This is a genomic window from Micromonospora sp. NPDC047812 (assembly GCF_040704175.1).
In the GTDB taxonomy this organism is placed as follows: Bacteria; Actinomycetota; Actinomycetes; order Mycobacteriales; family Micromonosporaceae; genus Micromonospora.
The window spans coordinates 82,996-109,069 of sequence record NZ_JBEYRY010000006.1 but is presented as its reverse complement, the minus strand read 5'-3'; the positions used below and the strand labels follow the sequence as shown (position 1 = coordinate 109,069).

Sequence of the window (26,074 nt, the reverse complement as noted above, 5' to 3'; positions counted from 1 at the left end):
GCCTCGATGGCCGGGCCCCGCGTAACCGGAATATTCGGCCCAGTCGACGCACGGCGGCCACGAACGGCCGATCATGGGGTAGACAGCCCCATACATGGCACGGTAGGACATCAGTCGGGCTCACCGCGTCGCACCCATTCCCTGGCCCGCTAGCGGGGGCCGACTTGCGGCGCGCCTGTGGTTTGTGCACGGGCCTGGCTCGGCATTCCCGGACACCAGCGGCAACGAAGAGGTTGGTTGATGCACGTCGACAGGATTGAACGGTCCATCGGGAAACTGATCGACGAGATCTCAGAGGCCGAGATCCTGCTTCCCGAGATCCAGCGCGAATATGTCTGGAAGCCGACACAGGTCGCCAAGCTGATGGATTCGATCTACCGGGGCTACCCGTTCGGCTCACTCCTGTTCTGGGAAACCGACGAAGCCCCGGAGACCCGGGAGTTGTCCGTCAACGGACCGGACCGGCCGCCGTCGAAGCCGCCGCTCTTCCTTCTCGACGGTCAGCAACGCCTCACGTCGCTACACCGGGTGTTCAGTGATCACCCTGAGGCCCAGGTCGTCTTCCACGTGGAGAACCAGAAGTTCCAGAACCAGAGCGCAGCCACTCAGCGCGACCCGAAATGGGTCAAGGTGGCGGACGTGCTCGATCCGAAGGCAAGCATGCTGCGCCTGACCCAGCGACTCCTCGACGCGGGTTCCACCCTTGAGGACCACGAGATCGAAGACCGACTCGGCAAGATCAAGGAGCTGCGCAACCGACGGTTCGTCATGGAGGTCCTCAAGGGCTTCCCGTACGAGGAGGTCGCGGAGATCTTCGTCCGGGTCAACAGCGGCGGTCGTCGTCTCGGCACCCTCGACCTGGCGATGGCGACCCTGTCGACACGGTGGACTGGGGTGCTGACCAAGCTCCAGAGCGAGTCGGAGCACTGGCTACGCCATGGCTACGGGCACATCGACGTCAACTTCCTGTCCCGGGCCCTGGCAGGTGTCGTCCTGGGCCGAGGTCTGTCGGTGTGGTCCCACAGCAAGCTGCGGCAGACCGGCGACACGGAGCTTGAGCGAGGTTGGGAGGTGGTCAAGCGCGGCCTGCGCCGGTTGATTCCGCTGCTGCAGACGCACCTCAAGCTGACCCGATCGGACCCGCTGCCCTCGATGATCGTGCTGATCCCGTTGGTGGTGCTCCTCGGTGAGCGCACCGAGGACACCGTTGACCAGGAAACGTCGAACGGGATCGTCTACTGGCTTCTGCTCGCCACCATCCGGACCCGCTACAGCGGCTCCACCGACACCAGGCTGAGCCAGGACATCCGCGCCGCGCGGCAGGCGGATCCGGTCCGCGCGCTGCTTGAGGGCCTCAACGTCGAGAACTCCCGCGCCGAGGTCACCGAGCGTGCGTTGCGGGGTCGGACGAAGGAGAGCCCCTACTTCTTCCTCAGCCTACTCGTGGCCCTGGCCCGGAATGCCCGCGACTGGTGGTACGGAATTGACATCCTTCGCGACACGGAGGACGCGCCGAAGCTCGAGCACCACCACGTGCACCCGCCGGCGACCCTCGACGACCGCCGGTTCGACAAGGGCATGATCAACGACCTCGCCAATCTGGTGTTCATCTCCGCCCAGGCCAACAAGAAGATCAACGGTCGGAGCCCGGCAGAGTACTTCCCCGAGCTGGACGAGGACGACCTGCGGGCCCACCTCGTGCCGCTTGACGAGTCGCTGCAGGATCCGAACGGCTACCAGCGGTTCCTGAACACGCGTCGGTCTCTCCTGGCGGAAGCCATGAACGCGCTCCTGGACCGCTTCCGGCCGTCCTTCCTCGACGAGGTACCCATCGAGAACGCCGATCCGAGTGCCGGCCTGGCGCTCGACCTGGCGCTCTACGGCAGCGTCCGCGACGGCGGCCGGATCGTCTTCACGGCGTCCGGCGACGGCATCTCCTGGGCTGGATGGGCCAGCATGGCCGAGTTGGACAGCGCCATCGAGTCCGCGCGCATCGCGGGCATCGACAGCGACGTGACGATCGCCGGCGCGTCCGTCCCGGTGGAAATGATCGAGGATTCGCTGCAGGTGCAGATCGGCCCGTTCCTGGTCACCGGCACGCCGGAGGAGTGGCGGACGGTCTTCGACCGGGAGCTTGAGACGTCCCAGCCTCTCTCCGCATCGCCCACGATCGAGGCGAAGCAGTGGGACAGCGAGCCCATCAAGTTCCCGATCACCAGCACGGACTGACCAGAACCCGCACTCAGAAGGAGGCCTGATGACGAAGGCATGGATCGTGCGGGCCGGCCGTGACGACAGCTACGACGCACTCGCCCTCGACAAGAACTTGATCGCGGTCGGCTGGTCCGCGGCGGGAGACCTCACGGAGGCCACCACCCGCACCGCCATCCACGCGCGGGTCCGGGCCGCCTATCCGGCGGTCGAGCAGCGCGCGGTGGATAACTACGCGATCCAACTGGTCGCGTTCCGTTCGATGATGTCCGAGGGCGACATCGTGCTGTTCCTGCGACGGACCAGCCCTGACGTCGCTGTCGGCCGGGTGACCGGTCCCTACGAGTACCGGACCGACCTGCCCTCGGACATCCGCCACGCGCGGGCTGTGCGCTGGTCACGCACCGATGTCCCTCGGGCTTCGGTGGAGCGAGAGGTGCTCGCCCTGCCGTCGCTGACGACCGTGTTCCGGATCAACCAGGCAGACAGCGTCGAGCGACTCGAGCGCCTTCTCGGCTACAGCACGCCGGTGACGGCGCTCTCGGACGAGACCGTCACCGCCGGTCCACCCGGCCATGACGACAGCTCCGCGCCGTTCGTCAACCTGCAACGCAACCTGAACTACGCACGCAGCCTTGCTACCGCCGGCCAGCACCTCGACCAGCTCAAAGTGGGGGCGTTCGAGGTCTCGGACGTCTTCCGGGCAGCCTGGGTGCAGAGCGTCGCCGCGCTCGACCACTGGGTACGGCAGGAGATCAGGGCGCGGATGCTCAGACTGGCCGCGCGGCCGACGGTCCAGAAGCCGAAGGCATTCGCGGCGTACCAGATTTCGCTTGGCCTGGTCGAGCAGGTCACACTCGGCACGAAGACGCTGGTGGAGGCCCTCGATCAGCAGCTCCGGGACCAGGGCCACCTCGTGTACCAGAACCCTGACAAGATCCGCGAAGGCTTCGCTCTCGTCCACGACGTGAAGGGCCTCTGGGACCGGGTAGCGCTGGTGCTGACGCAGCAGAGCGACGACGGGGTCTCCTTCACGGGCAAGGACGTGCAGCACCAGCTCCGGCAGATCGTGCAGCGCCGCCACAAGATCGCCCACGAGTACGACGAGGACCCGGAGGACACCAGCCGGAAGCGCCCGATCGACGGGGCCGGTGCCACCCAGACGATTGACTACATCGAGCAGGTGGCTGCCGCGATCCTGGTCGTCCTCGACACGCCCGAGCCCGGCGCTCCGTGAGACGGTGGCACCGCCACCATTCACCGGGTTCGAGCGACTCGATTCCGGGGAAGCGGAGCGTGCATGGCGCCGGACCCTCAGCGTTCGTGTCGCCAGATTTCGTGGTCGAGCGCCGTGGGTGACACGTCGAGGAGCACCGCGGCGCGCTTGACGAGGCAGGCGGCCTCCGCCGGTGGGACGCGCTCGCGCTCGAGCGCCCGTGCCACGAATCGACAGACCATCCGGTCCGGCTTGACTCCCGGCAGACCGGCCAGCATGAGCAGGTAGTGCCAGGAGAGGCCAGAGCTCTGCCCCGGTAGCGCCAGCCACACGTCTTTGAGCCGAGCTGCGTTCGGCCCGGCTGCGACAGCCCGGAGATCCGACACGGTCTCCGCCCCGGTCTCGTGCAGGGCTTGGGCTGCCCGGCGGACCGCATCGGCCTTTCGTACCGCCCCCGCGTGCGTCGACACCCGCTGTCGATTCCCTACCCGCAAAGCGAACTCGTCCGCTCCACCCAGCAGGTCGATGAATCGAAGCAGGTCCGATGCTGTGTCTCGGTCCGCGTCACCGCCTTCGGCGCGGCGCGCCTGCCGGTAGCGGCGCACCACGTTCTCCACGGCGCTGTACCGCACCCCGATCGACCAGATGGCGTCGAGCACGCACAGCGCAAGGCTGTCGGGGTAGCCGGACGGCGCCGATCGCCAACTGCCGGGCGGGCCGATCGTCTCAAGCACTGTGGTGGCGAGTCTCTCCGCGTCGGCCGACCGGCACTCCGAATCCACTGCCCCTCCTTTCATCGGCGCGAAGTGGCGCTCTCCCACGAGACCCCGTTGCGGTACACCACCCGGAACCCGAGGTGTCGAGCCAGTGGAGCCCACCGCTCGGACTTCATCAGTTGCTCCAGCCCGTGGGCCCGGCCGCTGTTGACGAGCCGGTTCAGGACCACCGTCTCGAACGCGGCGGACTCGATCCAGTCGATGTTCTTGGTGAAACCGCAGATCATCGACGCCCTTGTCTCGCGAAGGAACTCGGCCAGCGTGGTGTCGGACGCCCGCAGGGACGAGCAGCTCCCGAAGTAGAGCCGCTTGCCCTCACATCGCCCGGACACCCAGCTGGCGATCTCGGCCAGCCCCACCGAATGAGCGTCGGAGAGTTGCAGCTGGGTCGGCGCGCCGTGCAGCGCGAAGAACCCGACTTCATAGGCCGCGTACTTCTTCGACAGCCAGCGTTCGAGGAAGTACCGCAGTTCTTGCGGTGTGGCCGTATCCCGGTGGATGTAGCGAAGCGCGCCAAGCCGTTCGAGCAGTTCGAGGGTCGGCAGCACCGATCCTCGTTCCTCAAGGTCGTCGTGCCACTGACCCTCCACACAGAACACTCCGCCTGGCTTCGCCATGTCGCAGTCGCCTCCTCTCCCGGTGGGAGCACCGGCCCTGTCGGGGGTGATTTACCCGTGGCCATTGGTCGGCACATCGCGCAAGCAGTCACACACCGCCGCCGACGCGAATGAATCGCAACAGCATCCTATGTGGATGACGGTCCAGCCTCCCACGCCCAGGCACCTCGATCAACAAACTCGTCAGCCAGTACGGCGTCCACCGTTCGGCGATCAGCGCACGTTCGCCTGGGTGGCGAATTGAAGAAGCTCAGCCGGGACGAGGCGACATAAGGAGTTCAAGGTATGGCCACAGATGCCCTCGACGGACCGGTTCCGGAGGCAGCCGTACGTGGCCAGCGAGTCCTCGACCCTCCTGGATAAGGCAATCGCCGTCCAGAGTCCACTGGTACGCAAGAACATCGCCCGGGCCCGCCAGCGGAAGTCAGAGGCGACTCCAGCAGAGGTGATCCGCAATCTGGAGCGGATGTACGTCAGCGCCCTGACCGGGACGGGTGCCGCGGTTGGCGGAGCCGCGGCGGCGCCCGGCGTCGGCACGGACGTCGCACTGGCACTGTCGGCCGGCGAGGCTCTCTCATCTCTCGAGCTGAGCGCTCTTTTCGCGCTCTCGATCGCCGAAGTCCACGGGGTCCCCATCGACGAGATCGAGCGCCGCCGCACGATCGTGCTGGGAATGATGCTCGGCGCACGCACGAGGTGACCGTCCCGACGTCAGGTGTCGAACTGGCGACAGTTTCGCCACCGTCTGACACCGACAATCGGGCACCAGCCGCTGACAGGGCGGGATGAGCCGCAGTTCCCCGCAGGGAGGTCGGAGCAGCATGACAGGTGAGGTGTCCCCCCGGCGGCAGAACATCAACACTCTCGCGATCACGTTGCTCGGTGTGTTCGCCGCTGGCACCCTGACCTATGCGTGCGCGCCCATCAACAAGCAGGAGGAGGACAAGGCGAGCGACCCGCTGGTTCAGGGGGAACCGCCGTTCCACGTCAGCGTCCGCGAGGCGTTCCACGAGGCCGACGACGGCACCACGTGGGTGTTCCCGACCGTGCTGCCCATGACGTCGTTCTCCTTCATCTATGCCCCATCGGCACCCGGTCAGAGCCTCGAAGAACGCCTGGCGGAGAAGGACCGGCGCCTTGCCCAGCTCGGCGGCACGCGGGTGAGCCAGATCTGCGCCCAGGATTGCGTCTCCGTGTCGCGTTACCGGCTGACTTTGACCGGGAACCGGAAGCAGCCGGTGCACATCGAATCTGTGCGGGCCCGGATTCGGGCGGAACAGCCGGCGCCGTCCGGAACGCGGCTGGTGATCCCGCGGGACGGTGGCGGGCCGGTCGACGTGGTCTACTTCGACCTGGACTCCCCGCGTAAGGATGCCCTGACGGCCGACCGGGACGGCACACCGACCGGTCAGGTGTTCACCGATGTGGAGAACCGGTTCGCCGCGGAGGGAGAACCGCTGGTCTTCGAGCTGGTCGGCGCGACCCGCCGGCCAATCCGCTACGAGTGGGAAATCGTGCTGGAGGTCACCCAGGACGGCCGCCGGGAGACCCTGGTCGTGGACCTGGGGTCGGGTAAGCCGTTCCAGACCGTCGGTTGGCGCGCGGTGTCGAAGTACGGCGTGACATACGGCCGTGACCCGAAGACCGGGAACTCCCTCATCAAGGTGGACGGGTGAGCCGCCTCACGGCCGCCCCGCGTAGTGCACGAGCGCGACCTCGTAGGGCTTCACTGCTGCGGCGTCGCCGCCGTCGCGGGGGTTGAGGATACCCACCGTCCAGTACGGGTCCGTGCGGGAGATCAGCGGGTCGTCCGGCGCCTGCACGAGGATGCCGCGCTCGCCGCAGTAGTACCGGGCGGTGAGCACGCCCGGCAGCGGCGGGTGCGGGCCGCCCCACCGCATGGTGCACTTGGTGCCGTCCCGTAGCTCGATCAGCAGCGGTTCCCGCTTCTCCTCTGCCCGCGGGGCGGCATCGGCCACGGGTTGCCGCATCTCGTACCGGATCAACTGGTTGTCGCCCGGCCTACCGCAGAGCAGCTTGGTGCGGTCCGGCTCGACCCAGCAGGCGTGTGCGCCGAGCACGAACGGCAGGCACGAAACGATGTCCGGCGCGGTCGCCGAATAGGCGGGAGAACACCTGTCCGGCCGCTGCCCGTCGATCTCGGTGACCTGGTAGCCCGGAGCCGGTTGACCGTCCCGGGTGACCGGCACGAACTGGACCACCTCGGTGCGGGCAGCAGGAGCGGGGGTGGGGGCGGCACCGCTCATCTCCCTGCACGCCGCGCGTGCCTGCAGGTCACGCTCGCTGGACGTGGTGACACAGACGATGGCACCCGCAGGCTGCGGAAGCTGCGCCGTGCAGACCGGAACACCGGCCCCCTCACGGCAACCCCAGTAGAGCAGGGACACACCCGGCGAGATCACCCCGGTCAGCGTGAGGGCCCGCAGGGGTTCGCCCGGCTCCTGCATCACCCGTACGACCGGCAGGCACTCGCCGAGCGCCGCCGCCTCGACGCACCTTCCGTCCCGCTCCCCCGCCGCCGAGATCTCGGCGGCGGAGGACGTGACGACCACCCGTACGGGCAGCAGTTCGGATTGCTGCCTCTCGCGCAGGAGCCGGGCACCCACCCCGCCGGCGACGCCGACGAGGACGACAGCCAGGAACAGCACCAGCGGACGCGGCCGACGTGCCATGGTCATCCCCTACGCTCGACGGTGGTCAGTCGGTCATGCCTTCGCGTTGCGACCACGGGTGGCCTTCGGTGGGCCGGCGTAGATGTCCGCCGGAGAGGCGCTCCACTGCGGGTCGAACTCGCCGTGCCACTGGCGTACGAGGGAGGATCTCGCGCAGGCCCGCGACCAGCGGCGACAGCCGGTCGGCAGCCCAACCATCCTCCTGCTCGCGCGACGATCACGGTCGCTCCGGGATGTCGATGAACTGCCGAAGCAGCGGCGCGGGATGGGCTGTGACATGGAGGTGGCCATCAGTTCGCGCGCGGCGTCCGGTTAGGCAGCGACTGCAGGGAACACTACGAGCGATCCGTCGCTGCCCCGTTCGATCTCAATCGCAAGGTCAGCTTGGTGGACTCCCACGTTGAGACCATCACCCAAGCCGCGGAGGCGGTATGCGGCTTTGAGTAGATCGTCGACCTCACCCTGCGTGAACATTATGCTTCGGAAACCACCGGGACGCTTTAGTTCGAGAGTCGACAGCCGAAGGAGGACCGAGTTGATGCCGGATTCCAGCTCGTCGATGCGGCGCTCGTCGTCGCGCAACGTTCCGATGAAGCTCTTGAAGGGATTGTTCGTTACGGCCTGTTGAGCGTGTTCCACTGCTTGCAGCACGAGCACTCGGCGCTTGAGAGCGATGGCGAGTCGCGCGAACTCCAGGTGCGCGCGGAATGTGCCGCCTTCCTCGTTGATTTCGGGGAAGGATTTCGTCAAGGCGCCGATCTCCACGGGACCATCGGGCAGCGCAGCTAGCGCAGCCTGCCACTTTGCAAGCCGACGCTTGGTTCGTTCGATCGCCGTGTTGATCGCGTACGACGAGGAATCCAGTCCTAACGACAGGCCGACCCTGCCCTGGTCCAGGAGGACCGACGTGGCCTTGTCGATGGCGTCACGACAGCCGTCCAACTCGCTGCGTTCGCCCTCGAGTTTGTCTTCGTGCAACTGCTCTAGGAGGTCGGTGATCCGCTCGATCGCTTTTTGGCGTTGGTGATCAGCGTAGGCGCTGACGCCGACCGCGACGGCCATCAGAACGAGTGGCGCGGCCACTGTCAGCGCTCCGGCGCTGGCTGCCGCCACACCCGCTGTGGTGGCCGAGCCGGTTGCCGCACCCGCGACAGCGGCCTTGCCAGCAACGGGTACAAACGTGGCCTGGGCTGCGATGCCGGTGGAGTTGACCAGCGCGCTGTGAATACCTCCGGCAGCTGCCTTCGAAGCCATGGGCTGGACAAGTCCTTTACCGACCTGTGCAGCGACCTTTGCCGGTACCACCATCTTGTAGAGCACGTCACCGGTGGCGGCGACGTTCAGCGTCGGCGCCGACTTCGCGGTCTGAGCGACGAGGTGCGACAACTGCTGAGCGAGCGGACTCGCTGCGTGAAGCGGAATCCCTCCGCTCCGATCACGCTTGATTGGCACTGGATGCGCTTCCAACGTGGCTATGGGGGAATCCGCAAGGGTTGCCAGGACTGTTCTCAGTTCTGCCAGTCGGGCGGGTGTCATGCCCTCGTCGCTGAGCAGGTCCGGCACGCTCACGGCCTCCGTCGCGAGCGTCCACACCGGCACCGGCGCCGTGTTATCGGTGGTCACGTCGTGTCTCCTCCCCAAACTGAGATCCATCATTGCCGGTGGCACCGGCGTCCGGCTGCCGGCCTGTCGTCAGCGCAGCCGTCCAATCCGAAGTGCCCTGACCGGGCAGCAGGATGACGTGGCTGTCACCGCAGATGGCCGGCCAAGCCGGGTCCGCGCATGTCGATACGACCAGAACGGCCGTCGCAACGATTCCGCGCGCCGCAAGGCGGTGGCGATATTCGAGGACCTGACCGAGGCCCAGCCGGAGCTGCGCGATCTCGTTGTCCCCGACCACGCTCTTCACCTCAGCGATGAACTGCTGCCCGTCGGCGTCCCGCCAGGCCAAGTCCACTGGTACGCCGTGTAGTCCTGACCCAACTCGTATGCCGTCTCTGGCGAGGTGGTCGATCAGAGTCCGGCAGAGCCGATCGTGTTCGCTGACCCCCGCGCGGTAAGCGTCCGCGTCGAACGACCGCTGCATTGGCAGGCTGGCAGCGACAGCCGGTTGGGTGTACGGCCGATCGAAGCCGCGCTGGCCACCGGGGCCGACGGCAGTGGCGGCCTCACCGTCGAGCAGCGCCTCGGCGGCGGCCCACGCCCGTGCCGCCACCTCCGGCCGATAGTCCTCATGAAAGGGGAAATTCCTGGTGGCCAACCGCGCGGCCAGCATCCGCGCGGCCACCATGATCGGCGGCTGTTTCAAAAGCCAGAGGGCAGTCTCCACGTCCGGGCAGCGGAGCAGGATCTTCTCCTCCTCGAACGTCCTGGTCGTGTCGTCCGGCAGCTTGATGCCGCGCTCTTCCCACTCCTCGTCGTCCAGCGCTCCGGCCTTGAGTGCGGCGTAGAGAGGAGCCAGGGCCAGCCTGAGTCGCACCTCGTCGCCGCGCTCGTTCAGCCGGAGGAAGGCCACCGGGCCGACCGTCAAGCGCAGCCGTCGCCGCCTTTCCTCCTGCACCCGGGACAACAGCCAGTGACTACCCGCCGTTGCCAGCACTTTCGGCACTGCCGTCCGCAGAACCCAGCCCGCCAGCGCCCAGGACAACTGCTGCTGCTGGTCCAGCCCGTCGCGCCAGTCACCTTCAACGACGGCCGGCGCCGGAATCGGCGGGGCGGGCTTCGGGTTGTCGAACACCCATGCGGCCAACTCGGCGGGTTCGGTGTGCTGCCACAGTCGAGACCGCATTCGCCCGGCCAGCAGATCGGTCAACTCGCTGACGTCAGTAGTGTTCCACCAACCGGTTGGCTCGACGCTCGTCGTCATGCCTTCGCCTTACGGCCGCGGGTGGTCTTCGGCGGGCGCCACGACGAGAGCGCGTCGTCGGTGAGGTGGAGGCGGTTGGTGGTCTCGGCGAGGAAGCCGGCGTAGATGTCCGCCGGCGAGGCGCCCCACTGCGGGTCGAACTCGCCGTGCCACTGGCGTACCCAGGGGAGGATCTCGCGCAACCCCGCGACCAGCGGCGACAGCCGGTCGGCGGCCCAGCCGTCCTCCTGCTCGCGGGCCACGATCAGGGTGGCCAGTGCCTGGGCCTGCTCGCGGTGGTCCCAGCCGGCCCAGCCGACCAGCAGCGACGGGTCACCGTCGCGGCTGGCACCCGGGTACGACACGAACCGCTCCTTGGGCACGTCGAGCTTGCCCCGGTGCTTCCAGTAGCTGCCCTTGAGGAAGTCCGCCGAGGTGTACTTCGGCGGCACCGGGATCTGCTTGCGGAACTCCCGCTTCGCCGCCTCGTCGGGCAGCGCGTCCTCCTGCCGCTGCAGGTCCCACACGTGCTCCCAGTCGGCGCGCTTGGCCAGCCCGGAGTCCTTGTAGCGCAGCGCGGCCAGGTGCGGCACGTGCTCGTCGGCGACCAGGTCGGCGATCACCTTGCCGAGATCCTGGCCGGGCGCGTAGAGGTTGGCGACGGTGAGCACGTCGTCGTCGCGGCGCAGCTCGTCGGCGAGCTGGGCGGTGGTCAGCGGGCGCGGCTGCTCCAGCCCGTCGACGTGGTGGTACCACAGCTCACGCGCCTCGCACCGGTCCAGCAGCCAGTCGCGCAACGCCTTGCGCTGCATCGCGTCCCAGCCCTCGGTGGCCCAGCGCCGCTTGCACTCCGGCCGCTCGATCAGCCCGATGTTGCGATTGCCCTCGATGACCGCGATCCGCCGCTCCACGACCGCCTTGTACTCCGCCGACCAGGACACCGGCAGCTCCGTGATCGGCATCGACCCGTGACGCGCGAACCACTGCGTCTCCAGGCCCTCGTCGCGCATCTTGCGGGCCAGCACGATCTCGAAGGCCCGCTGCCCGAGCTGCAGCATCGGCGGCCGGACGCTCTCCGGGGCGGTCAGGTCCTGGTCCAGCAGCCCGTAGAGCGAGTAGACCTCCCAGTCCAACTCCTCCTGCAAGCAGATCATCATCCCCCGGACGGCATGCCACTCGTAGCTGGCGGCATCCAACCGGTCGCGGGTGGGCACCCCGGAGTCCGCGACCGCCGCCGGGCTCACCGTGGCGAGCCGCTGCGCCGCGCCGTCGATCTCCCGGCTCAGCTCAAGGGGGTACGCCGAAGGCAGCGGAAACTCCTCCAACTTCGTGCCGGTGAACTCCCAACGATCCATCCAACTCTCCGGTTGGATACCTCGTCCGATGCCGCTACCTGCTTTGCTCTGGCTGACCTGCTTGAGCCAGAAGCAAGCGGTCGAACTGTTCAGCGCCCCGAGCAGCCGTAGGTGGTCGTCCTCCGACGCCCCCTCCGGCAACTTGATCACTGGCGCGTGCGCATCGAAGACCTTTCCGCCCCTGTCCAGAACGAAGTGATTGTGGGTAACCACATTGGGAAATGTAATCGACAGCGGCGTGATGTAAGCGGACGAGGTGTGCTGCATGTACTCCCACCACTGCCGTCCGGCATCCGCCATATTCCCCTGGAAAGTCCGACGAGCAGCTAGCATTGTCCTCAGTAGCCAAAGCTCGTGCTCAATCCCTGGCTGGATCCGTCCATCTTCATACGGATACCACGTCAAGAGCATCTCGTGCATCGACCAGTCCCGAACCACCTCGCCTTGCACGATTGGACGAAGACGACTGAGGTCAGTTCCGGGCGCCAGAGAAATAGGCCGCGGACGGTTGAACGCGTCATCAGACCCCACACGCACGGCGCGTCCCACAGGCGGATCGATCTTCGCCATAAGCAGCTCAGGAGCTGCTTCGATGGCGCTTCGCACGCTGTCCGCGCCGCCACCTGAGAGACTCCATGGGTGGCGAGCCAGACGCTCTCTCGGCATGTCGACTACATCCAGCCATTCCGAATGCGAACCTGGATCTTCGATTTGGCGGACGATAGCTTGCCAGACCAAACCGCTGCCCGGTTCAGTCGGAGCACTTGGCTCACCGCGCACGCCAAGAGCAACTCGAACGACACCAGAAGGCCGCGAGCTAGGACGTCCCGCAAGGATCACCGTGGGAGTGCCATGCCCTGGGATATAGGCTCCTGAGGTGTCCACAACATGACTAAAATCAACGTTCTCGGAGAAAAACCCTTCAATCAGCTTCTTCCCGAATCCGCGCTTCATAAAAGAATTTGCCGTAATTTGGCCAACGAAGCCGCCACCCCTACCATCTGAACCTTCCCGCCGCGCCAACTCGAAGAACCGCTGCGCAAAGGGCACTGATAAGGCATAGGTGCCGGCGCACGCGCTGTAAATCTCGCGGTACAGCTCGTTAAGCGCTTTGTCCTTAACCGTGATGTACGGTGGGTTGCCGACAACGACGTGGTATCGGCCGCCCTCCAGAATGCCGACGTGTTCCTGCAGGTCTTCCGTGCTGTACTGCAGGTCGGCCAACTCGTCAAAGAACAGCAGAAGCTGTCGGTCCTTGATAAGCGAGTCGCCGACAGCGAGATGCATCGGGAAGACGTAGCCGACCGCGTCGGTGAGGGTCTTGACGCCGCTGGCGCGGAGGGCGGCGACGAGGAGGCGGAAGCGGGCGATGGCTACCGCGAAGGGGTTGATGTCGACGCCGTGGACGGCGTCGAGGGCGAGGCGTACCCGTTCGTGGGGGTCGCGGTTGGGGGCGTGTTGCTCCCACTCCTTCAGCAGCCGCTGGAATGCGCCGAGGACGAAGTGGCCCGAGCCGCAGGTCGGGTCGATCATCTTGACTACGTCGTGGCCGAACTCTTCGATCGCCGGGGTGAGGGTCAGGTCGAGGATGAACTCCTCGACGAACTCCGGCGTCTGGAGCAGCGCGTACGTCTTGCGGGCTGCCTCGGATAGGTCCTGGTAGAGGTCGCCGAGGAAGCGGGTGTCCCACTCCGGGTCGGCGAAGTCGTGGACCAGGCCGCCAGTCTCGCCACGCCGACGCCAGAAGGCGATCAGGTTCTTCGCCTCGTCGTGGGACAGCGGGATCTGGTAGAGCGGGTTGTGCCGCTTGTCGAAGAGTGACTTGCCGGCTTGAGTACTGGCGATGGCGTCGAAGCCCTCGTGCAGCCAGTCGCGCAGCGTCTTGTCGGGCTGGTCGCGGAAGAACTGCGCCTCGGCCTCCTCGGCCAGCACCAGCCGATCCCCCGGTCCCGCCAGGTAGGGGTCGGGCAGCAGGCCGTTGTCTTCGCAGAAGCGTACGAAGACGGTGCCGAGCACCCAGGCAACGGCGACCTGGGTGACGCGCTCGTCGCGCCAGGCCGCCCAGGTGGCGGCGGTGCGCCCGACCTTGAAGGCGTGGTCGTACTCGCCACGCAGGCGGAGGCGCACCTCCTCGACCGATTCGGCCTGCTCCCGCAGGTCCTTTTCCAGGTTCTTGACCTGCTTCTGCAGGTCGGACAAGAGCAGCTTCCGGTCGATCACCCGACGACTCTAGCCGTCCCGTCGACGGGACGGGGGTACCCGTTGGGTCCGTTTCCGTCGCCGCCCCGCTACCTACGGCTCCCGCATCCAGGTCTTCGGGTCGGTGACGAAGATGCCCTTGCCCTGATGCCGGCGGATGACGCGCAGCGCTTCGAGCCGCACGTAGACCATCTGGATGGTGGACGTGCCGACCCGGTAGTCCGTCGCCATCTGCGCGATCGGCGGCAGCTTGTCCTCGGGCTTGAGCCTCTTGGCCTTGACACCGGCAACGATGTCGTCGGCGATGCGGATGTAGTCGGGTGTTGTAGGCATGGCGCTCCTTGCGTGGCTCGCCAATTCGATCACGAACCGCCCACGGACGACAACAACCAGTGGTTGACATACACGACTAAGTCGTTAGTGTTGGCGACGGGCCGCTCCTCGCGTGGCAACGAGTTCGGCTCATCCCCTGGTCGGGGCGGGTGTTCGTGCCCGTCCCGGCCCCGTCCGGCTGCTCTGCTGTCGTACCGCCGAATCGGGCTGCGGCGGCCGAGCGGGCGGGTCGTCCGCGGCCCCCTCGCGGACGACCCGCCCTTCCAGACCCCACCGCGCGGAGCCTGCGCGCTCCCGCCCGCCCCGGAGAGAGGATCGTCGTGGCTCAGGTGTACCGAGGTGCTCAGCCCCATCCCGCCGGCTATTGACGCCGCACGAGGTGCGGACCCGCGAGTTCGCCGCGCGCCGGCGCGGCGTCGACCCCGTGGAGGTACGCGAGTTCCAGGCCCGGGTGTCCGACGAGCTGGCCATGCTCAACGAGACGGTACGGCTGCTCACTCAGGAGAACGACCGGATCAGGCGGGCGCTGCGCGACTGGCAGACCATGCACGCCCGGGAGTGCCGGCCGCCGGAGGAGCACCACCGCAACTCCGGTCACTGGTGACCGCGCGTCCCTCCCCCGGCGACCTGCTGATCGTCGACGGCCGGGCCTCGGTGCAGTTCGCCGGGGACCGCGCCTTGACCTTCCGCGTCGTCTCGGTCTGCGACCAACCGACGTACGCCGGCTGGATCTGGCTGACCGGCTACGTCCTGAACCGGCGTGGCGAAGCGACTGACAAGCGCGAGATCTACGTCCAATTGGCGGGGCTGCGGCCCGCCACCAGCGCCTCGATCCCGAGGCGCACCTCGGCCACCCATCCGCGCAACCGCGGCGGACGACACGAGGTGCGGCGGAGTACGCCTCTCGGCCTACGTTGAGGGTTGCGGGTGGCGCTGTCCGACGCGATCGGCGCGGACGCCGGCAACGCGCCGAGGTTCCGAGGTGCCTTGTCGGACTCCGACAACCCCGCTTCGGCTAGCCGCTCGTCGCACTCCACGTCAGTCCCTACGGGAACGCTGGGAACGAATGTCGGTGGCGCATTGCATCATCGGCGCATGTTGTGCGGCTCGACGTGATGAGGTGCCAGGGTCAAGTGCGAACGAGGTCTGACTACACGCTTCGGGTCCTGGTCAAGAAGATCATGGAACTCGGCGCCTCGGAACATGTCCGCGGCTTCCTTCAGGATGCCCTGCGGCACATGGGCGGCCGGAGTCCTTACCGTGGCGGCAAGGAACTGCTCTCCCTGCTCCGCTACGCGCAGGCTGCCGCACTGGGGGAGGAGGACCTGCTCGCGAGCGAGCGCATCGAGGACGCGCTGGCCTACGCGATGAACACCATGCTTCGCCCGGACATCGAGATCAAGTACCAACTCTTCCCGGGCTCAAGGCTGAGTTTTCTGACGTACATACGTCGCACCACGGAGGCCTTCGGCAGCATCGTCGAGTCGTCCGTGCGCACGTTCATCGCCGAGAACCCGTCCGCCACGGCCGCCGACCTTCAGCGCCATCTCGTCAAAGTTTTCGAATCCGCGTCCGTCATCTCCGAAGACGAGGAGGTGCCTGGGCACTACGTGCTGCGGGGCCAGCGGGAGTCCTCTGCTTGGCTAAGAGAGGTGCTGACCAACCGCCTGACTGTCGAGGATCGTCCGGTAGGGGCCGACGCGAATGCCGGCCAAGCCACGAGAGCCGAAGAGATGAGCATGGAAGAGCTGGCCCATCTCGCTCAGCTCAAGATCCGGTCGGATGCCCTACAGCGGCTGACGGCTGTTGTTCACAATCCGCACAGCACCGAGGCCGACCTTCAACGCGAACTTCAACGGAACCTCTGGATATTCGGTGGAACCTACCTGCCGGACCTCGGCCGACGCCGGCTCGTCACCGGGAGCGAGCTGGACATCCCCCTTCTCCGGCCCGACGGCTCGCTGCACCTGGTGGAGTTGAAGAGGGCGAACGTCCGGATCATGACCCATCAGCGCAACGGCCTGATCCCCAACGGGGAGGTGCACCGGGCGGTCGGCCAGGTGATGAACTACCTGGTCGCTCTCGACGAAGACCGCCCACGCATCCGTGACCGGCACGGCGTGGATGTGCGTCGGGCCGGAGCAACGGTGGTGGTAGGCCACCCCCGCTTCCAGCCGGACCTCGATGAGTCGGACATGAACGAGGTACTGCGGACCTACAGCAGCCACCTCGCGCGGATCGAAGTCATCACCTACAAGCAACTGCTCGACGCAGCGAGCCACGCACTTGGACTTTCTCAAGTCAATGCGTCGCACGGCTTGCAGGACAGCGACGCCTGGTGACCGAAACCTTGCGCCAATTGGCCGCGTTGCTGCGGGATCGCGACGAGTTGAACACCCAGATCGCGGCGCTCACCGGGCGATCGGCGCGGCCGGGTGACATCGGCGAGTTCATCGCCGCCCAGGTGTTCGACATCGAGCTGGCCGGCACGGCGAACCAGGCCGGCTACGACGGCACGTTCCGATCCGGTCCGCTCGTCGGCCGGACGGTGAACGTCAAGGCCTACGGCGACGCCTTCGCCGGCCTCGACATCAGCCCGCACCACTGCGACCACCACCTGATCCTCAGTGGGCCGGCCCGAACGCCGGGCGGCTTGCGGCATCACCGGTGGCGGATCTCCGCGGCGTACCTTCTCGACAGCCGCCGCCTGCTCGAGACCCTCAGGGCCAGGGGTGTGAAGATCGGGATCGCGACGAGCATTCGCAGAGCCGACCTCGATGTCGCCCAGGTCTTCCCCACTCTCGGGGCGCACGCCCCGATACGCCTCACGCCGGAGCAGACAGCGCTGTTGTCGCTGTTCGCGTAGACCCCTCCTACCCGGTGCCACCACTCGCGGGCCGGCCATGCGCAGCGCTGGTAATCGACCGCGCCGACCGGGGCGGGCTGTCGTAATGGCGACAGCACGCTGCTCCCACGATCGGCTGCGACACCGACCGCCGCACAAGCGATAGGCGATTTTCCATGGGAAAACGGCGGCTTCCAACACCACTGGATCAATAGCGGGCAGGCTCAGCGCATTCTTGACAGGCATTTTGGCGTTGGCATACTGGGCGGTGCCCGTTTCCCGGTGTGCGCCATCACGACAGATGCGGTGATCCATGGACGACCTGTCGGCAGCAGGCCTGGCCGCCGTAGCGAGCGCGGCTCTGATCCAGGCCATGGCCTCGGACGTGTGGCTCAACGTGAAGGACCACGCGGCACGCATCCTCGGTCGCGACGAGACGGAGTCGGTGACCCGCGCCGACCGGGTCCTGGAGGATTCGCGCGAACGGGTGTTTACCGCCTCGCCGGAGCGCAGGGATGCGGCGTCAACCCTGGAGGCGGCCCGGTGGGAGGGCCGGCTGCAGGCCCGGCTGGAGGAGGACCCAGGCTTCGCCGTCGCGATACGGGAGCTGATCGCCGCGGTCCGGGCGGCCGGCGAAGGCGTCGACCAGTCGACCACCGTGCAGCAGAACGTGACCGCCGGCCGGGATTCGTACACCGCAGGCCGTGATCTCACCGTGGGTCGCCCCGAACGAACCCCGTGAGTGACGCGTGACCGCGCCCCGGCAGGATGTCAGCGCACGCCGTGACGGCTATGTCGCGGGCCGGGACCTGCACCTGCACGTGTCGGGGCAGCAGCTCAGTCTCTATCCGGAGGAACGCTTCGCCGCGCCGCTGACCTATGACCGCGAACGGCCGATCTTCCTTCAGTACCTGAATCCGGAGATCCGGTCGTGTTACGGCCGCCCGCAGGCGGCGCGTTTCACGGAGACGGACCTGTCCCAGGCGCTGCACGCGACGCGGCTGGCCGTGCTCGCCACCGACGAGGAACTGATCCTGCCCGCGTCGTACCTGTTCGAGGTTCCCAGCCTGTCGGTCTTCCTCACACGGATCCGGTCACTCGTGGTCCGCGGCGTGGTCCACTACTCGTCGCACATCGCCGACCTGGACTCCTACGTGGAGCACAAGGCCGTCGAATACCGCCGCGACGCCCGCAACCCCTACGAGCTGACCCCGCACCACAGCCTCACCGACGGCCTCGTCTGGCGACCCCGCTATGCGTAGAACACCGCCACCGACATCGGTCAGAGCTGGGGCACCGCGCTACAGCCGGACGGCGAGTTGGCCACGACGCTCGCCAGCATCGCCGGTCGCTGGCCCCCGAGGGCCGGTGACGTCGAGACGCACCTGCATGACGTGCCCGAACGGCTCGACGGGCAGGCGTTCATCAGCCGGTTCGTCCGGGCCACGGTGCCGGTGACTCTGGGAGCCGAGGAACGGGCCAGGATCGACATGTTCCTGTCCCGCGAGTACCTCGCCAGCTACCTCCGCGACCTCGACGCCGCCATCGTCGCCGACTTCGACTTCGGTGACTTTTCCTGCGGCATCCGCCAGCTGCGGACGTCCCTCGCGGACCGGGTGCTGTCCGCCCGCTCGTTCGACCTCGGCCTGCGATGGCTCGGCATCTACGACTTCGTCCACCGCAGCGCCCGCTGGCCCGATCTGCTCAGCCTGCGCGCTACTCCCGAATTCGGCACCGTCGCCACCGCCACACAGCATCCGGTGCTCCGCGCCCGGCTCCGCGAGGCGGTGATCCGCGGGCGGAAGCGCATCAGGTTCCAGAACGCCACGACCATCCAGCAGGCGTTGACCGTGGTGGCCGTCGTCGCCAACAAGCTCGATGTCACGTTGAACCAGGCAGATCCCGACCGAAGGGCACGATGATGCTGATTTCCGTCTACTGTTCCGGATCGATCATGAAGGGCGGGGGCGACCAACAGCGTCTCTGCTGGACGGATGTGGAGCGGGATGAGGTGGCGGGCGGGGCGGCTCCCTGCGACGTCGTCTTCCTCAATCCGGACGATCCGATACCGGACGCAGGCAACACGTTGGGCCAGTTCGGTCGGGACATGTACCAGGTGATGGTGGCGACGGCGGTCATCGTCGACGCGCGGGTACGCCGCGGGATCGGCATCGGTGTCGAGATGGCGGCAGCGGTCACGCTGGGAACGCCCGTGGTCGTGGTCGCACCCCGCAATTCGCAGTACCGCAGTGACGTCCTGGAATACCGGGGCGTGCGGGTGACCGACTACGTGCACCCGCACGTGGCGGCGCTCGCCACCGACGTGGTCGACGACTTCGCCGCCGCCGGTCGCGCTCTCGTGGCGTTGGCCGACCGACCCAGGGCAGCCCAACCTCGGCCCGCCTGGCTGTCCGCCGCACTGGACGAGTACGAGAACAACGTGCTCGACATCGACACACCGATGCTCGACGCACTGCGAAGGATCAGGGCCGGCGCGGCGCGAGTGCCCAGCACGACGGCATGATCGCCGACACGGGGTCCAGCGCCGTCGAGCCGATCGACGCCAGGACGGGGGTGGGCGGTCTCCACCTGGTGCACAACCGGCACCTGGAAACGCTGTTGTTCGACCGCAACCTGACGGGCCTGCCGTTCCGGCGGGCCTGCCTCGCCAGCAGCCGCGAGTTCGTCCGGCACATCCGGGACGAACTCGACGGCGCCGACCTCGGCGAGCTGATCATCCTCAGCAAGGGGTTGGTCTACCAACTCGCGGAGGCCGTCGCGATCGAGGCCGGCCGAAACCTGCCGGCGAACCTGGTCTCCACGAGCAGGGTGGCCGTCGCCTCCGACAACGCCACGGTCGAGGTGTCCTACGCGCGGTTCGACGCCGGCGGTTCGACGCTGCTGATCGGCGACACCGTCGCCTCCGGCGCGACGATCGTGGCAGCTCTGCGGGAGTACCAGCGGTTTCACCCGGTCCGCCGCCTGTACGTGCTGTCGTACGCCGGCGCCCTGCACGGTGCGGCCCGCATCGCCGACTACTGCGCCGGCAGCGGGATCGAGTGCACCATGCTCTTCGGCCTGGCCGCGTTCGGGCTCGCCGAGAACGGGTTCGACCTGTCTTTCCTGCACCCCGCGACAATCACCAGGGACGCCTACCGCGAGCGGGCCCGACGGCAGTTCGCCGGCAAGCCCGTCTCGGCCGTCGGGTGGGACTTCGGCTCGCAGGCCATGGCACCGGAGAAGTACCGCCAGCTCTGCTGGGTCGAGGCCGGCTTGTGGGAACTGCAGGGCTCACCGGCCCTCGCCGTGGCCCGCGAGCCGGAAGACATGGCAGCCCTCGCGCACGAGGCACCCGCGTACGCGGGCACGACGTTCCAGGCTCCGGGCAACGACGCGGTCCGAGGCGCCGAGGCGATGGCAGACGCTCGGGCGTCAAGCGGTGACTGCGCTGCGGTGGGCGTTGACGACCCAGGCATCCGGTAGGGCGATCCACTCGTTGTCGCCCACCCGCACGACCGCACCGTCCAGTTTGGGCAGCAGCGCCGGGTCCTCCATCGGGCAGAGCAGCCACACGTCGCCCACCCCGGCCCGCGCCGCGTCAGCCAGCTCGTAGAGCCGGTCCACCGCCCGGTAGCGCGCCAGCACCGCCGCGTCGTGCAGCAGCACCGGCCCCTCCCCGGCCCGCAGCTCCCCGCGCAGCTCGGGCACGGCGAGCTGCCACGCCTGTTCGACGTACTCGCCCAGCTTGATCGCCGGGCGGGAGCCGGGCTCCGCGATGTCGGCTCTCAGCACCGTCTCCCAGGTCGGCTTGGGGCGCGCGTCGACCAGGGCGTGCAGGTGGTCCAGGAAGCGGGCCGCCACGTTGACCGGCCGAGCGTCGAAGCGCCGGATGAGTTCCTCGCGGGCCGGGGCGTAACGGTTGAGGCGTACCGTCAGGGCCCGGAACCCTCCGGCGGACCTGGCGCCCGTCAGCCGCTCCTCAGCGCGCATAGCCGCCGCCAGCTCGGGCGACTCGGCGGTCCACCGGCTCGGCGCGGCCGTCGCCGACGGTCGGCGCTGCACGATCGACATGGATGACGAGGCGTTGCGGGGCGGCGGCGGGACGTACCGGTCACGGTCCCAGCGCAGCTCGAAGCCGGCCTCGGTGAGCAGCCGGTCCAGCTTCGGGTGCGGCGGCAACGGCTCCAGCTCGGGGAACCGCGCCGCCACCCGGTCGGCCACCTGCGAGGGGGTCAGGCCGCGCCGCTTGTCGGGCCCGGTCGCCGGGGGCACCACGCCGGCCTGGGCCAGCCGCAGCGCCCGCACCGGGTCGAGGTCGCGAGGATAGAGCTCCAGCCGCGCGGTCGCGGCGGCCCGCTCCGAGGCCACCGCCGCGAGCAGCACCCGCCGCCGCTCGTCGATCGCGTCGGCCGCCCCGCCGGGCGCGGTCACCGCCGCGAGGGTACGCAGCACCGTCGCCGGGCTGGGCAGCACCTCGCTGGCGGCGAGCCGGTCGGCGGCCTTACCGAGCGCGTCGGCATAGTCGAGCAGGGCCGGCGCGGCGGGGGTGTCCGGGGCGTCGTCCTCGCCCGCCTCCAGTGCCACCAGCAGCCGCTCGCCGTGCCGGCGCAGCAGCAGGCGCGGCTCGTCGGCGAGGGCGTCGACCTCCACGGCGGCCCGCACCGCGGCGAGCGCCACCGCCCGGCGCAGCGCGTCGCCGGTACGCACCGAACCCCGACTGCCGAGCAGCGCCGCGGCCAGCTCGCCGACGCCCATCACCCGGCCACCGTCGCGCAACAGCTCGATGATCTGCGTACGCACGCTGCCGACGACGGGGATGTCGTGCCAGCGCTTGCGCTGCTTGCCGAGGATCTGCGCGATGCGGGCAGAGCTGACACCCAGCGCGGTGGCGACCTGCGGCTGCTGCGGCCAGGGCGGCAGCGCCGGCAGCGTGCCGGAGGAGTCGGGCAGGTGCAGCAGCAGCCGGGTGCCCTCGATCTCGGTGTCGTTGCGGCCATTCTTCGCCGGCAGCAGCAGCGTGGCGATCGCGTCCACGCCGACGCGTACCAGATCGACGTCGCCGTGCCCGGCGGCGGTCTCGGTGGCTGCCTCGGCGGTGGCCGCCCTTCGGGCGGCGGGGGTGGTGGGGATGGTCTCCCGCTCCCCCAGCCGGCCGCGCCACTCCTTGACCCGGCGCTGCAACTCCTTGCGCGTCCGCGCGCCAAGGCCGGGGAGAGTGGCGAGCTTGTTCGCCACGGTGAGCAACTCACCGACGGTGGTGGCCTCCAGCCGGTGGGCGGCGGAGACGGCACGCGGGGTGAGGCCGGCGGCCTCCAGCGCGGTGGCCCGGGTCGCCCTCGTCGCGGCCTCGTCCCGGGCCGCCTCGGCGGCCTGCTCGTCCGGCTCGGCGGCCTCGATCTCCGGGTGGTCCGTGCCGACCGGGGCACTCGCGTCGGAGCGCCGGAACACCTGGTGCCAGGCGTCGCGCATGTCCTTGAGCGAGGTGAACCGCTGCCGGTGGTCGCGGTGCAGCGCCTGCCGGAAGAAGTCGACCAGATCGTCGCGGACCGCCGGGTCGAACGCCTCCACGGCCAGCACCGGCGGGCCCTCGGTGAGCTGCGGTTCCGTGCCGCCGTCGCCCCAGACCGGCAGCTCACCGGAGGCCATCTCGTGCAGGGTGACCGCGAGGGCGTACCACTCGGCGTGCTTGTCGTAGACCTGCCGGTTGGCGGTGCCGAGAAACGGGTCCAGGTAGCGGGGGGTGCCGGCGGCGGTTTCCTTGACCGAGACGCCGGCCAGGGAGAAGTCGAACAGCACCAGTTGCCGGGTGCGGTTGGGGCGGATCCGGATGGCGATGTTGTCGGGCTTGATGTCGCGGTGGTAGACGCCCTCGCCCTCCAGGTAGTCGAGCGCCCCGAAGAGGTAGTGGCTGTAGGTCTCCAACTCGTCGACGGTCAACCGGCCGTCGTCGCGCAGCTTGCGTGCCAGCGTCAGCTCGCCCGCGTGCTCCAGCACCACGACGGTGCGGTTGCCGAGTTGCAGGGGCTCGGGCCGGGCCAGCCGGATCACCCGGGAGTCGGTGAGCGGGCCCAGCACCCGGGCCTCGTGCGCCAGCCGGGCGCCCTTCTCGTCGGAGAGGCCGACCTTGAGCACCTCGTCCTTGCCGGTGCGCTCGTTGTGCGCGAGGAACGCCCGGCACGTCGAGCCGGTGCCGAGGCTCTTCCTGATCGTCCACTCGCCGACCCGGTCACCGCCGCGCGCCTCCAGCGGGTCGACCTGCTCGGGCTCCCGTTCCTCCGGGTGCACCGAGCCGGGCAGCGGGGCGGTCAGCTCGTCCTCGACCTCCTGCAGCATCTCGATGAACTCGGCGACGGTGGTGAGTCGCTGCGTCGGTACCGGGGCGGTGGCCGCCTGGATCAGCTCGTCGGCGAAGAGGCTGATCCCGTCGGCCACGGCAGTGGCGCGCAGCCCGTTGTCGCGGGCCAGCCGAGAAAGCAGCTCGGGGCGCTTCGCCGCCGGCGGCTCGCCGGTCAGGATCAGGTACGCCAGCGCGCCGAGCCCGAAGACGTCCATCGCCACCGCGTCGGGCTTGGGGGCGGTCAGCTCCGGTGCGAGGTACGCCTCGGCGGAGTGCTCGATGTGCGACGCGGCGTGCGAGGAGTGGGTCACCGGGTCACCGCTGCTGCCGCCGGCGGTGTCGGCACCCCGGGTGGCCGCCTGCCAGTCGCTGACCTGCAACTGCGGCACCAGCCAGGCCTCGTCCTCGCTGCCGCCCCGCCGCCGCCGACCGGGGCTGACCAGCACGCTGCGGGCCGACAGGGCGCGGTGGTGCAGCCGCCGGCGGTGCGCGTACGCCACCGTCTCGGCGAGCTGACGGATCATGGCGAGCCGGCTCAGCGCGTCGAGGCGGTCGCCGTACTGGGCCATGTAGTGGTCCAGCCGGATGGAGCGGTGGTCGTACCGGAAGATCAGCGCGGGCCCGGCCTCGTGCGACTCCATCGAGTCGACCCGCACAATGCCCGGGTGGTTGATGCCGTGCAGCACGGTCATCTCGCGCTTCGCGGCGCGTTCGATGCTGGCCCGCTCGGACTGCACCGCGTTGCGCTCAACCAGATAGATCCGGATCCGCCGGTGCTCCCGCTCCAGCTCCCGGTGCCGGGCGTGGTGGTCCTGCCACGTCGGGCCCTGGTCGAACGGGCGGGTGTCCAGCTCCCAGGCGCCGATCTGGTAGTGCTTCCGGCTGCGGGCGATACCGACGGCATTGAGCAGCTCCGGCAGGGCTGCCGACATCTCCTTGGTGACCCGCTGCCGTTCGTCCTGCGGTGGACGCCGCAGCAGCGAGCCGATCGTCGGCAGGGGGCCCGGCTGGTGGCCGGGAGCGGGTTCGGGGCCGTGGATGCCGTGCAGGTGATGCTCGGCGAGGTCGACGATCAGACCCGGCTTGGACAGGAAGACCGCCGCCTGCACGAACGGGATCCTGAGCGGCGGACCCTTACGCTGACTCGCCGCCACCTGGAGCAGGGACTTGATCTTCTTGGCCTTGGCGTCGGCGAGATGCAGGGGGTTGTCGAACGTACGGGTGCCGCTGGGGCCGCGCAGGATCCAGTTGGAGCCGCTGGAGGTGAGCTGGCCGTTGAGGCTCTTGATCTCGATGAGGTAGAGCCCGCCCGGGCCCGCCACCAACAGATCGACCTCGTACGGGTGGCCGGTCTGCGCGGTGAACGTGAAGTTCGACCAGGCACGGTACGGCTCGGTGTCGGGCAGCAGCGCCTGGACGTGCGCCAGCGCCTCCCGCTCGTGCGCGAACTGCGACGGCGTGATCGTCGTCCACCGGCCCTCCTGCATGCCAGTGATCCTAGAACCTGCACATCCGGCCGCGGTCCTACTGCCTGAGCGGAGCCTGGCGTCTTAGCGCCTCGCCAAGCTCCGCTGCATCGGCAAAACACCCGTTGAGGCCTTTAACGCCTCAACGGCCGACGATGGTGTGAAGAGCGCCGGCCACGACGATGCCTGCCGCAACACCCGCGGCGGCTCCGGCGGCTGTGCTGGTCATAGCACCTAAAACCACAGACGCCATCAAGATCACCGCCCAGCGGAGCGGGAGTTGACGCTGATCGTTCGCGTCCCCTTTGTTCCCTGAGGCGTCACCCTGCAGCTCAACCACGTCCTACCACTCCCTCTTCCCTCGCCTCGACAGAGGCTGCGCCCTCTCATGACTCATCACTTGTCGAGCAGTGCCACTGTGGACGATCCTGCAGGGCATCCGATGGGCGCGCGAGCATGTCCGACGCACGTTTTGGTCCGCCATGATCGCCTGGCGCGCGCACGGGCGCGGATGTTAGGCGGGCCAAGACGTGGCGATCAAGGGGAGGATGTTCGTGGATCGAACTTCATGGAAGGACTCCAAGCGACCGAACCTAGGCGAGATGGAACGGCTACGCCGCCGCGCTCGGCGACTCAAGGCAATGACACCTTCACCCGGCCAAGTCGAGGAGAACCTGCGCCAACTGGCCAAGCCGGACATGGACGAAGTGCTGATCCGTCGTGACTTCGTCTACCGGGCACAGCCCGCTCCAGGCGATCCTGACGACCGTCGCCTTCCCGCCGCGCGAGATCGCCCCCCAGCAACCCGCATCATCTCGCCCAGAGGTTGCGCCCTGCGCCTCTACCTCACGTCAATTTTCGAAGCGCAGAGCCGCGGCAGAGCCGGAACCAGTCCCACCAATGACCGCCCCCTAGCAGGCCGAGCCGACGAACTCGGGTGGACAGAACTTGTCAGCTCCCCCGCCACCACCACGACAGATGCAAAGCGATACATGACGGCAAGATCGAAGCGCCTTCGACAACTACACGAGGCGCTTAAGACTTTGTCAAGCGACGACGTTCAACTTATCGCCCTCCCCTCCGGCCATCGAACCCGACACAGGTACGAACGGTTCCAGATCTTGGACGAGGCAGGGGCGAGGGCCGGGGAGCCAGCCCCTTACACCATTCCGAATAGGAGC

General features: G+C 68.2%; 21 protein-coding genes. 13 read left to right on the top strand and 8 right to left on the bottom strand.

Annotated elements, in window-relative coordinates:
- Positions 1-240 precede the first annotated feature (240 nt).
- Both AB0883_RS22425 and AB0883_RS22420 read left to right on the top strand, forming a co-directional pair.
- Positions 241-2,229 carry a DUF262 domain-containing protein gene (locus tag AB0883_RS22425; protein WP_366643131.1) on the top strand — a complete coding sequence of 663 codons (1,989 nt, stop codon included), beginning with the start codon at positions 241-243 and terminating at the stop codon, positions 2,227-2,229.
- Between the two features lie 28 nt (positions 2,230-2,257).
- Positions 2,258-3,448: a hypothetical protein gene (locus tag AB0883_RS22420; RefSeq protein WP_366643130.1), complete on the top strand. Its 1,191-nt coding sequence runs from the start codon at positions 2,258-2,260 to the stop codon at positions 3,446-3,448.
- A gap of 77 nt (positions 3,449-3,525) precedes the next feature.
- Here the strand turns inward: AB0883_RS22420 and AB0883_RS22415 are convergent, their stop codons facing one another.
- Positions 3,526-4,209, bottom strand: a complete 684-nt coding sequence (locus AB0883_RS22415) for a hypothetical protein (protein ID WP_366643128.1) — start codon at positions 4,207-4,209, stop codon at positions 3,526-3,528.
- Between the two features lie 11 nt (positions 4,210-4,220).
- Positions 4,221-4,820, bottom strand: coding sequence for a hypothetical protein (locus AB0883_RS22410; RefSeq protein ID WP_366643126.1), 600 nt, complete (start codon positions 4,818-4,820; stop codon positions 4,221-4,223).
- A 331-nt stretch (positions 4,821-5,151) separates the two neighbouring features.
- On the opposite strand from AB0883_RS22410, the gene AB0883_RS22405 reads away from it, so the two are divergent.
- On the top strand, positions 5,152-5,520 hold the full coding sequence (locus tag AB0883_RS22405) for a hypothetical protein (RefSeq protein ID WP_366643125.1): 369 nt from the start codon (positions 5,152-5,154) through the stop codon (positions 5,518-5,520).
- A 121-nt stretch (positions 5,521-5,641) separates the two neighbouring features.
- The gene (locus tag AB0883_RS22400) at positions 5,642-6,496 is read left to right on the top strand and encodes a hypothetical protein (protein ID WP_366643124.1); all 855 of its coding nucleotides are present in this window, start codon (positions 5,642-5,644) and stop codon (positions 6,494-6,496) included.
- Between the two features lie 6 nt (positions 6,497-6,502).
- On the opposite strand, the gene AB0883_RS22395 is transcribed toward AB0883_RS22400, so the two are convergent.
- From AB0883_RS22395 to AB0883_RS22375, 5 genes are all read right to left on the bottom strand, one after another.
- Positions 6,503-7,513 carry a hypothetical protein gene (locus AB0883_RS22395; RefSeq protein ID WP_366643122.1) on the bottom strand — a complete coding sequence of 337 codons (1,011 nt, stop codon included), beginning with the start codon at positions 7,511-7,513 and terminating at the stop codon, positions 6,503-6,505.
- Between the two features lie 312 nt (positions 7,514-7,825).
- Positions 7,826-9,136: a hypothetical protein gene (locus AB0883_RS22390; RefSeq protein ID WP_366643121.1), complete on the bottom strand. Its 1,311-nt coding sequence runs from the start codon at positions 9,134-9,136 to the stop codon at positions 7,826-7,828.
- Complete coding sequence (locus AB0883_RS22385; RefSeq protein ID WP_366643120.1) at positions 9,123-10,379, bottom strand: hypothetical protein; 1,257 nt, start codon at positions 10,377-10,379, stop codon at positions 9,123-9,125. Before AB0883_RS22385 ends, AB0883_RS22390 begins: the two co-directional genes overlap by 14 nt.
- Entirely contained in the window at positions 10,376-13,933 is a 3,558-nt protein-coding gene (gene pglX, locus AB0883_RS22380; protein ID WP_366643118.1) for a BREX-2 system adenine-specific DNA-methyltransferase PglX, read from the bottom strand. The genes AB0883_RS22385 and pglX overlap by 4 nt, the downstream gene beginning before the upstream one ends.
- A 72-nt stretch (positions 13,934-14,005) precedes the next feature.
- On the bottom strand, positions 14,006-14,245 hold the full coding sequence (locus tag AB0883_RS22375) for a winged helix-turn-helix domain-containing protein (protein WP_366643117.1): 240 nt from the start codon (positions 14,243-14,245) through the stop codon (positions 14,006-14,008).
- 379 nt (positions 14,246-14,624) lie between these two features.
- Here AB0883_RS22375 and AB0883_RS22370 point away from each other — a divergent pair, with 379 nt between their 5' ends.
- The 9 genes from AB0883_RS22370 to AB0883_RS22330 all read left to right on the top strand — a co-directional run bounded on the left by AB0883_RS22370 (position 14,625) and on the right by AB0883_RS22330 (position 20,573).
- Positions 14,625-14,849: a cell division protein DivIVA gene (locus AB0883_RS22370; RefSeq protein ID WP_366643116.1), complete on the top strand. Its 225-nt coding sequence runs from the start codon at positions 14,625-14,627 to the stop codon at positions 14,847-14,849.
- Positions 14,843-15,163 carry a hypothetical protein gene (locus AB0883_RS22365; protein ID WP_366643361.1) on the top strand — a complete coding sequence of 107 codons (321 nt, stop codon included), beginning with the start codon at positions 14,843-14,845 and terminating at the stop codon, positions 15,161-15,163. Before AB0883_RS22370 ends, AB0883_RS22365 begins: the two co-directional genes overlap by 7 nt.
- Positions 15,164-15,426: 263 nt before the next feature.
- Positions 15,427-16,587: a Shedu anti-phage system protein SduA domain-containing protein gene (locus AB0883_RS22360; RefSeq protein WP_366643115.1), complete on the top strand. Its 1,161-nt coding sequence runs from the start codon at positions 15,427-15,429 to the stop codon at positions 16,585-16,587.
- Positions 16,584-17,111, top strand: coding sequence for a hypothetical protein (locus AB0883_RS22355; protein ID WP_366643114.1), 528 nt, complete (start codon positions 16,584-16,586; stop codon positions 17,109-17,111). The genes AB0883_RS22360 and AB0883_RS22355 overlap by 4 nt, the downstream gene beginning before the upstream one ends.
- A gap of 292 nt (positions 17,112-17,403) precedes the next feature.
- Complete coding sequence (locus AB0883_RS22350; protein ID WP_366643113.1) at positions 17,404-17,832, top strand: hypothetical protein; 429 nt, start codon at positions 17,404-17,406, stop codon at positions 17,830-17,832.
- 7 nt (positions 17,833-17,839) lie between these two features.
- On the top strand, positions 17,840-18,352 hold the full coding sequence (locus AB0883_RS22345) for a hypothetical protein (protein ID WP_366643112.1): 513 nt from the start codon (positions 17,840-17,842) through the stop codon (positions 18,350-18,352).
- A 57-nt stretch (positions 18,353-18,409) separates the two neighbouring features.
- Positions 18,410-19,012: a hypothetical protein gene (locus AB0883_RS22340; RefSeq protein WP_366643110.1), complete on the top strand. Its 603-nt coding sequence runs from the start codon at positions 18,410-18,412 to the stop codon at positions 19,010-19,012.
- Positions 19,009-19,614: a hypothetical protein gene (locus AB0883_RS22335; protein WP_366643109.1), complete on the top strand. Its 606-nt coding sequence runs from the start codon at positions 19,009-19,011 to the stop codon at positions 19,612-19,614. Before AB0883_RS22340 ends, AB0883_RS22335 begins: the two co-directional genes overlap by 4 nt.
- Positions 19,611-20,573 carry a hypothetical protein gene (locus AB0883_RS22330; protein WP_366643108.1) on the top strand — a complete coding sequence of 321 codons (963 nt, stop codon included), beginning with the start codon at positions 19,611-19,613 and terminating at the stop codon, positions 20,571-20,573. Before AB0883_RS22335 ends, AB0883_RS22330 begins: the two co-directional genes overlap by 4 nt.
- Here AB0883_RS22330 and pglW read toward each other — a convergent pair.
- Positions 20,523-24,914, bottom strand: a complete 4,392-nt coding sequence (pglW, locus tag AB0883_RS22325; protein WP_366643107.1) for a BREX system serine/threonine kinase PglW — start codon at positions 24,912-24,914, stop codon at positions 20,523-20,525. The two genes, AB0883_RS22330 and pglW, sit on opposite strands and share 51 nt — an antisense overlap.
- Between the last annotated feature and the right edge of the window lie 1,160 nt (positions 24,915-26,074).

Excerpts from the sequence above, each read along its gene's own strand:
- AB0883_RS22425 (WP_366643131.1), top strand. The coding sequence starts at position 241 with ATGCACGTCGACAGGATTGAACGGTCCATCGGGAAACTGATCGACGAG.
- AB0883_RS22420 (WP_366643130.1), top strand. The coding sequence starts at position 2,258 with ATGACGAAGGCATGGATCGTGCGGGCCGGCCGTGACGACAGCTACGAC.
- AB0883_RS22410 (WP_366643126.1), bottom strand. The coding sequence starts at position 4,820 with ATGGCGAAGCCAGGCGGAGTGTTCTGTGTGGAGGGTCAGTGGCACGAC.
- AB0883_RS22400 (WP_366643124.1), top strand. The coding sequence starts at position 5,642 with ATGACAGGTGAGGTGTCCCCCCGGCGGCAGAACATCAACACTCTCGCG.
- AB0883_RS22395 (WP_366643122.1), bottom strand. The coding sequence starts at position 7,513 with ATGGCACGTCGGCCGCGTCCGCTGGTGCTGTTCCTGGCTGTCGTCCTC.
- AB0883_RS22385 (WP_366643120.1), bottom strand. The coding sequence starts at position 10,379 with ATGACGACGAGCGTCGAGCCAACCGGTTGGTGGAACACTACTGACGTC.
- AB0883_RS22375 (WP_366643117.1), bottom strand. The coding sequence starts at position 14,245 with ATGCCTACAACACCCGACTACATCCGCATCGCCGACGACATCGTTGCC.
- AB0883_RS22360 (WP_366643115.1), top strand. The coding sequence starts at position 15,427 with ATGGAACTCGGCGCCTCGGAACATGTCCGCGGCTTCCTTCAGGATGCC.
- AB0883_RS22350 (WP_366643113.1), top strand. The coding sequence starts at position 17,404 with ATGGACGACCTGTCGGCAGCAGGCCTGGCCGCCGTAGCGAGCGCGGCT.
- AB0883_RS22335 (WP_366643109.1), top strand. The coding sequence starts at position 19,009 with ATGATGCTGATTTCCGTCTACTGTTCCGGATCGATCATGAAGGGCGGG.
- AB0883_RS22330 (WP_366643108.1), top strand. The coding sequence starts at position 19,611 with ATGATCGCCGACACGGGGTCCAGCGCCGTCGAGCCGATCGACGCCAGG.
- pglW (WP_366643107.1), bottom strand. The coding sequence starts at position 24,914 with ATGCAGGAGGGCCGGTGGACGACGATCACGCCGTCGCAGTTCGCGCAC.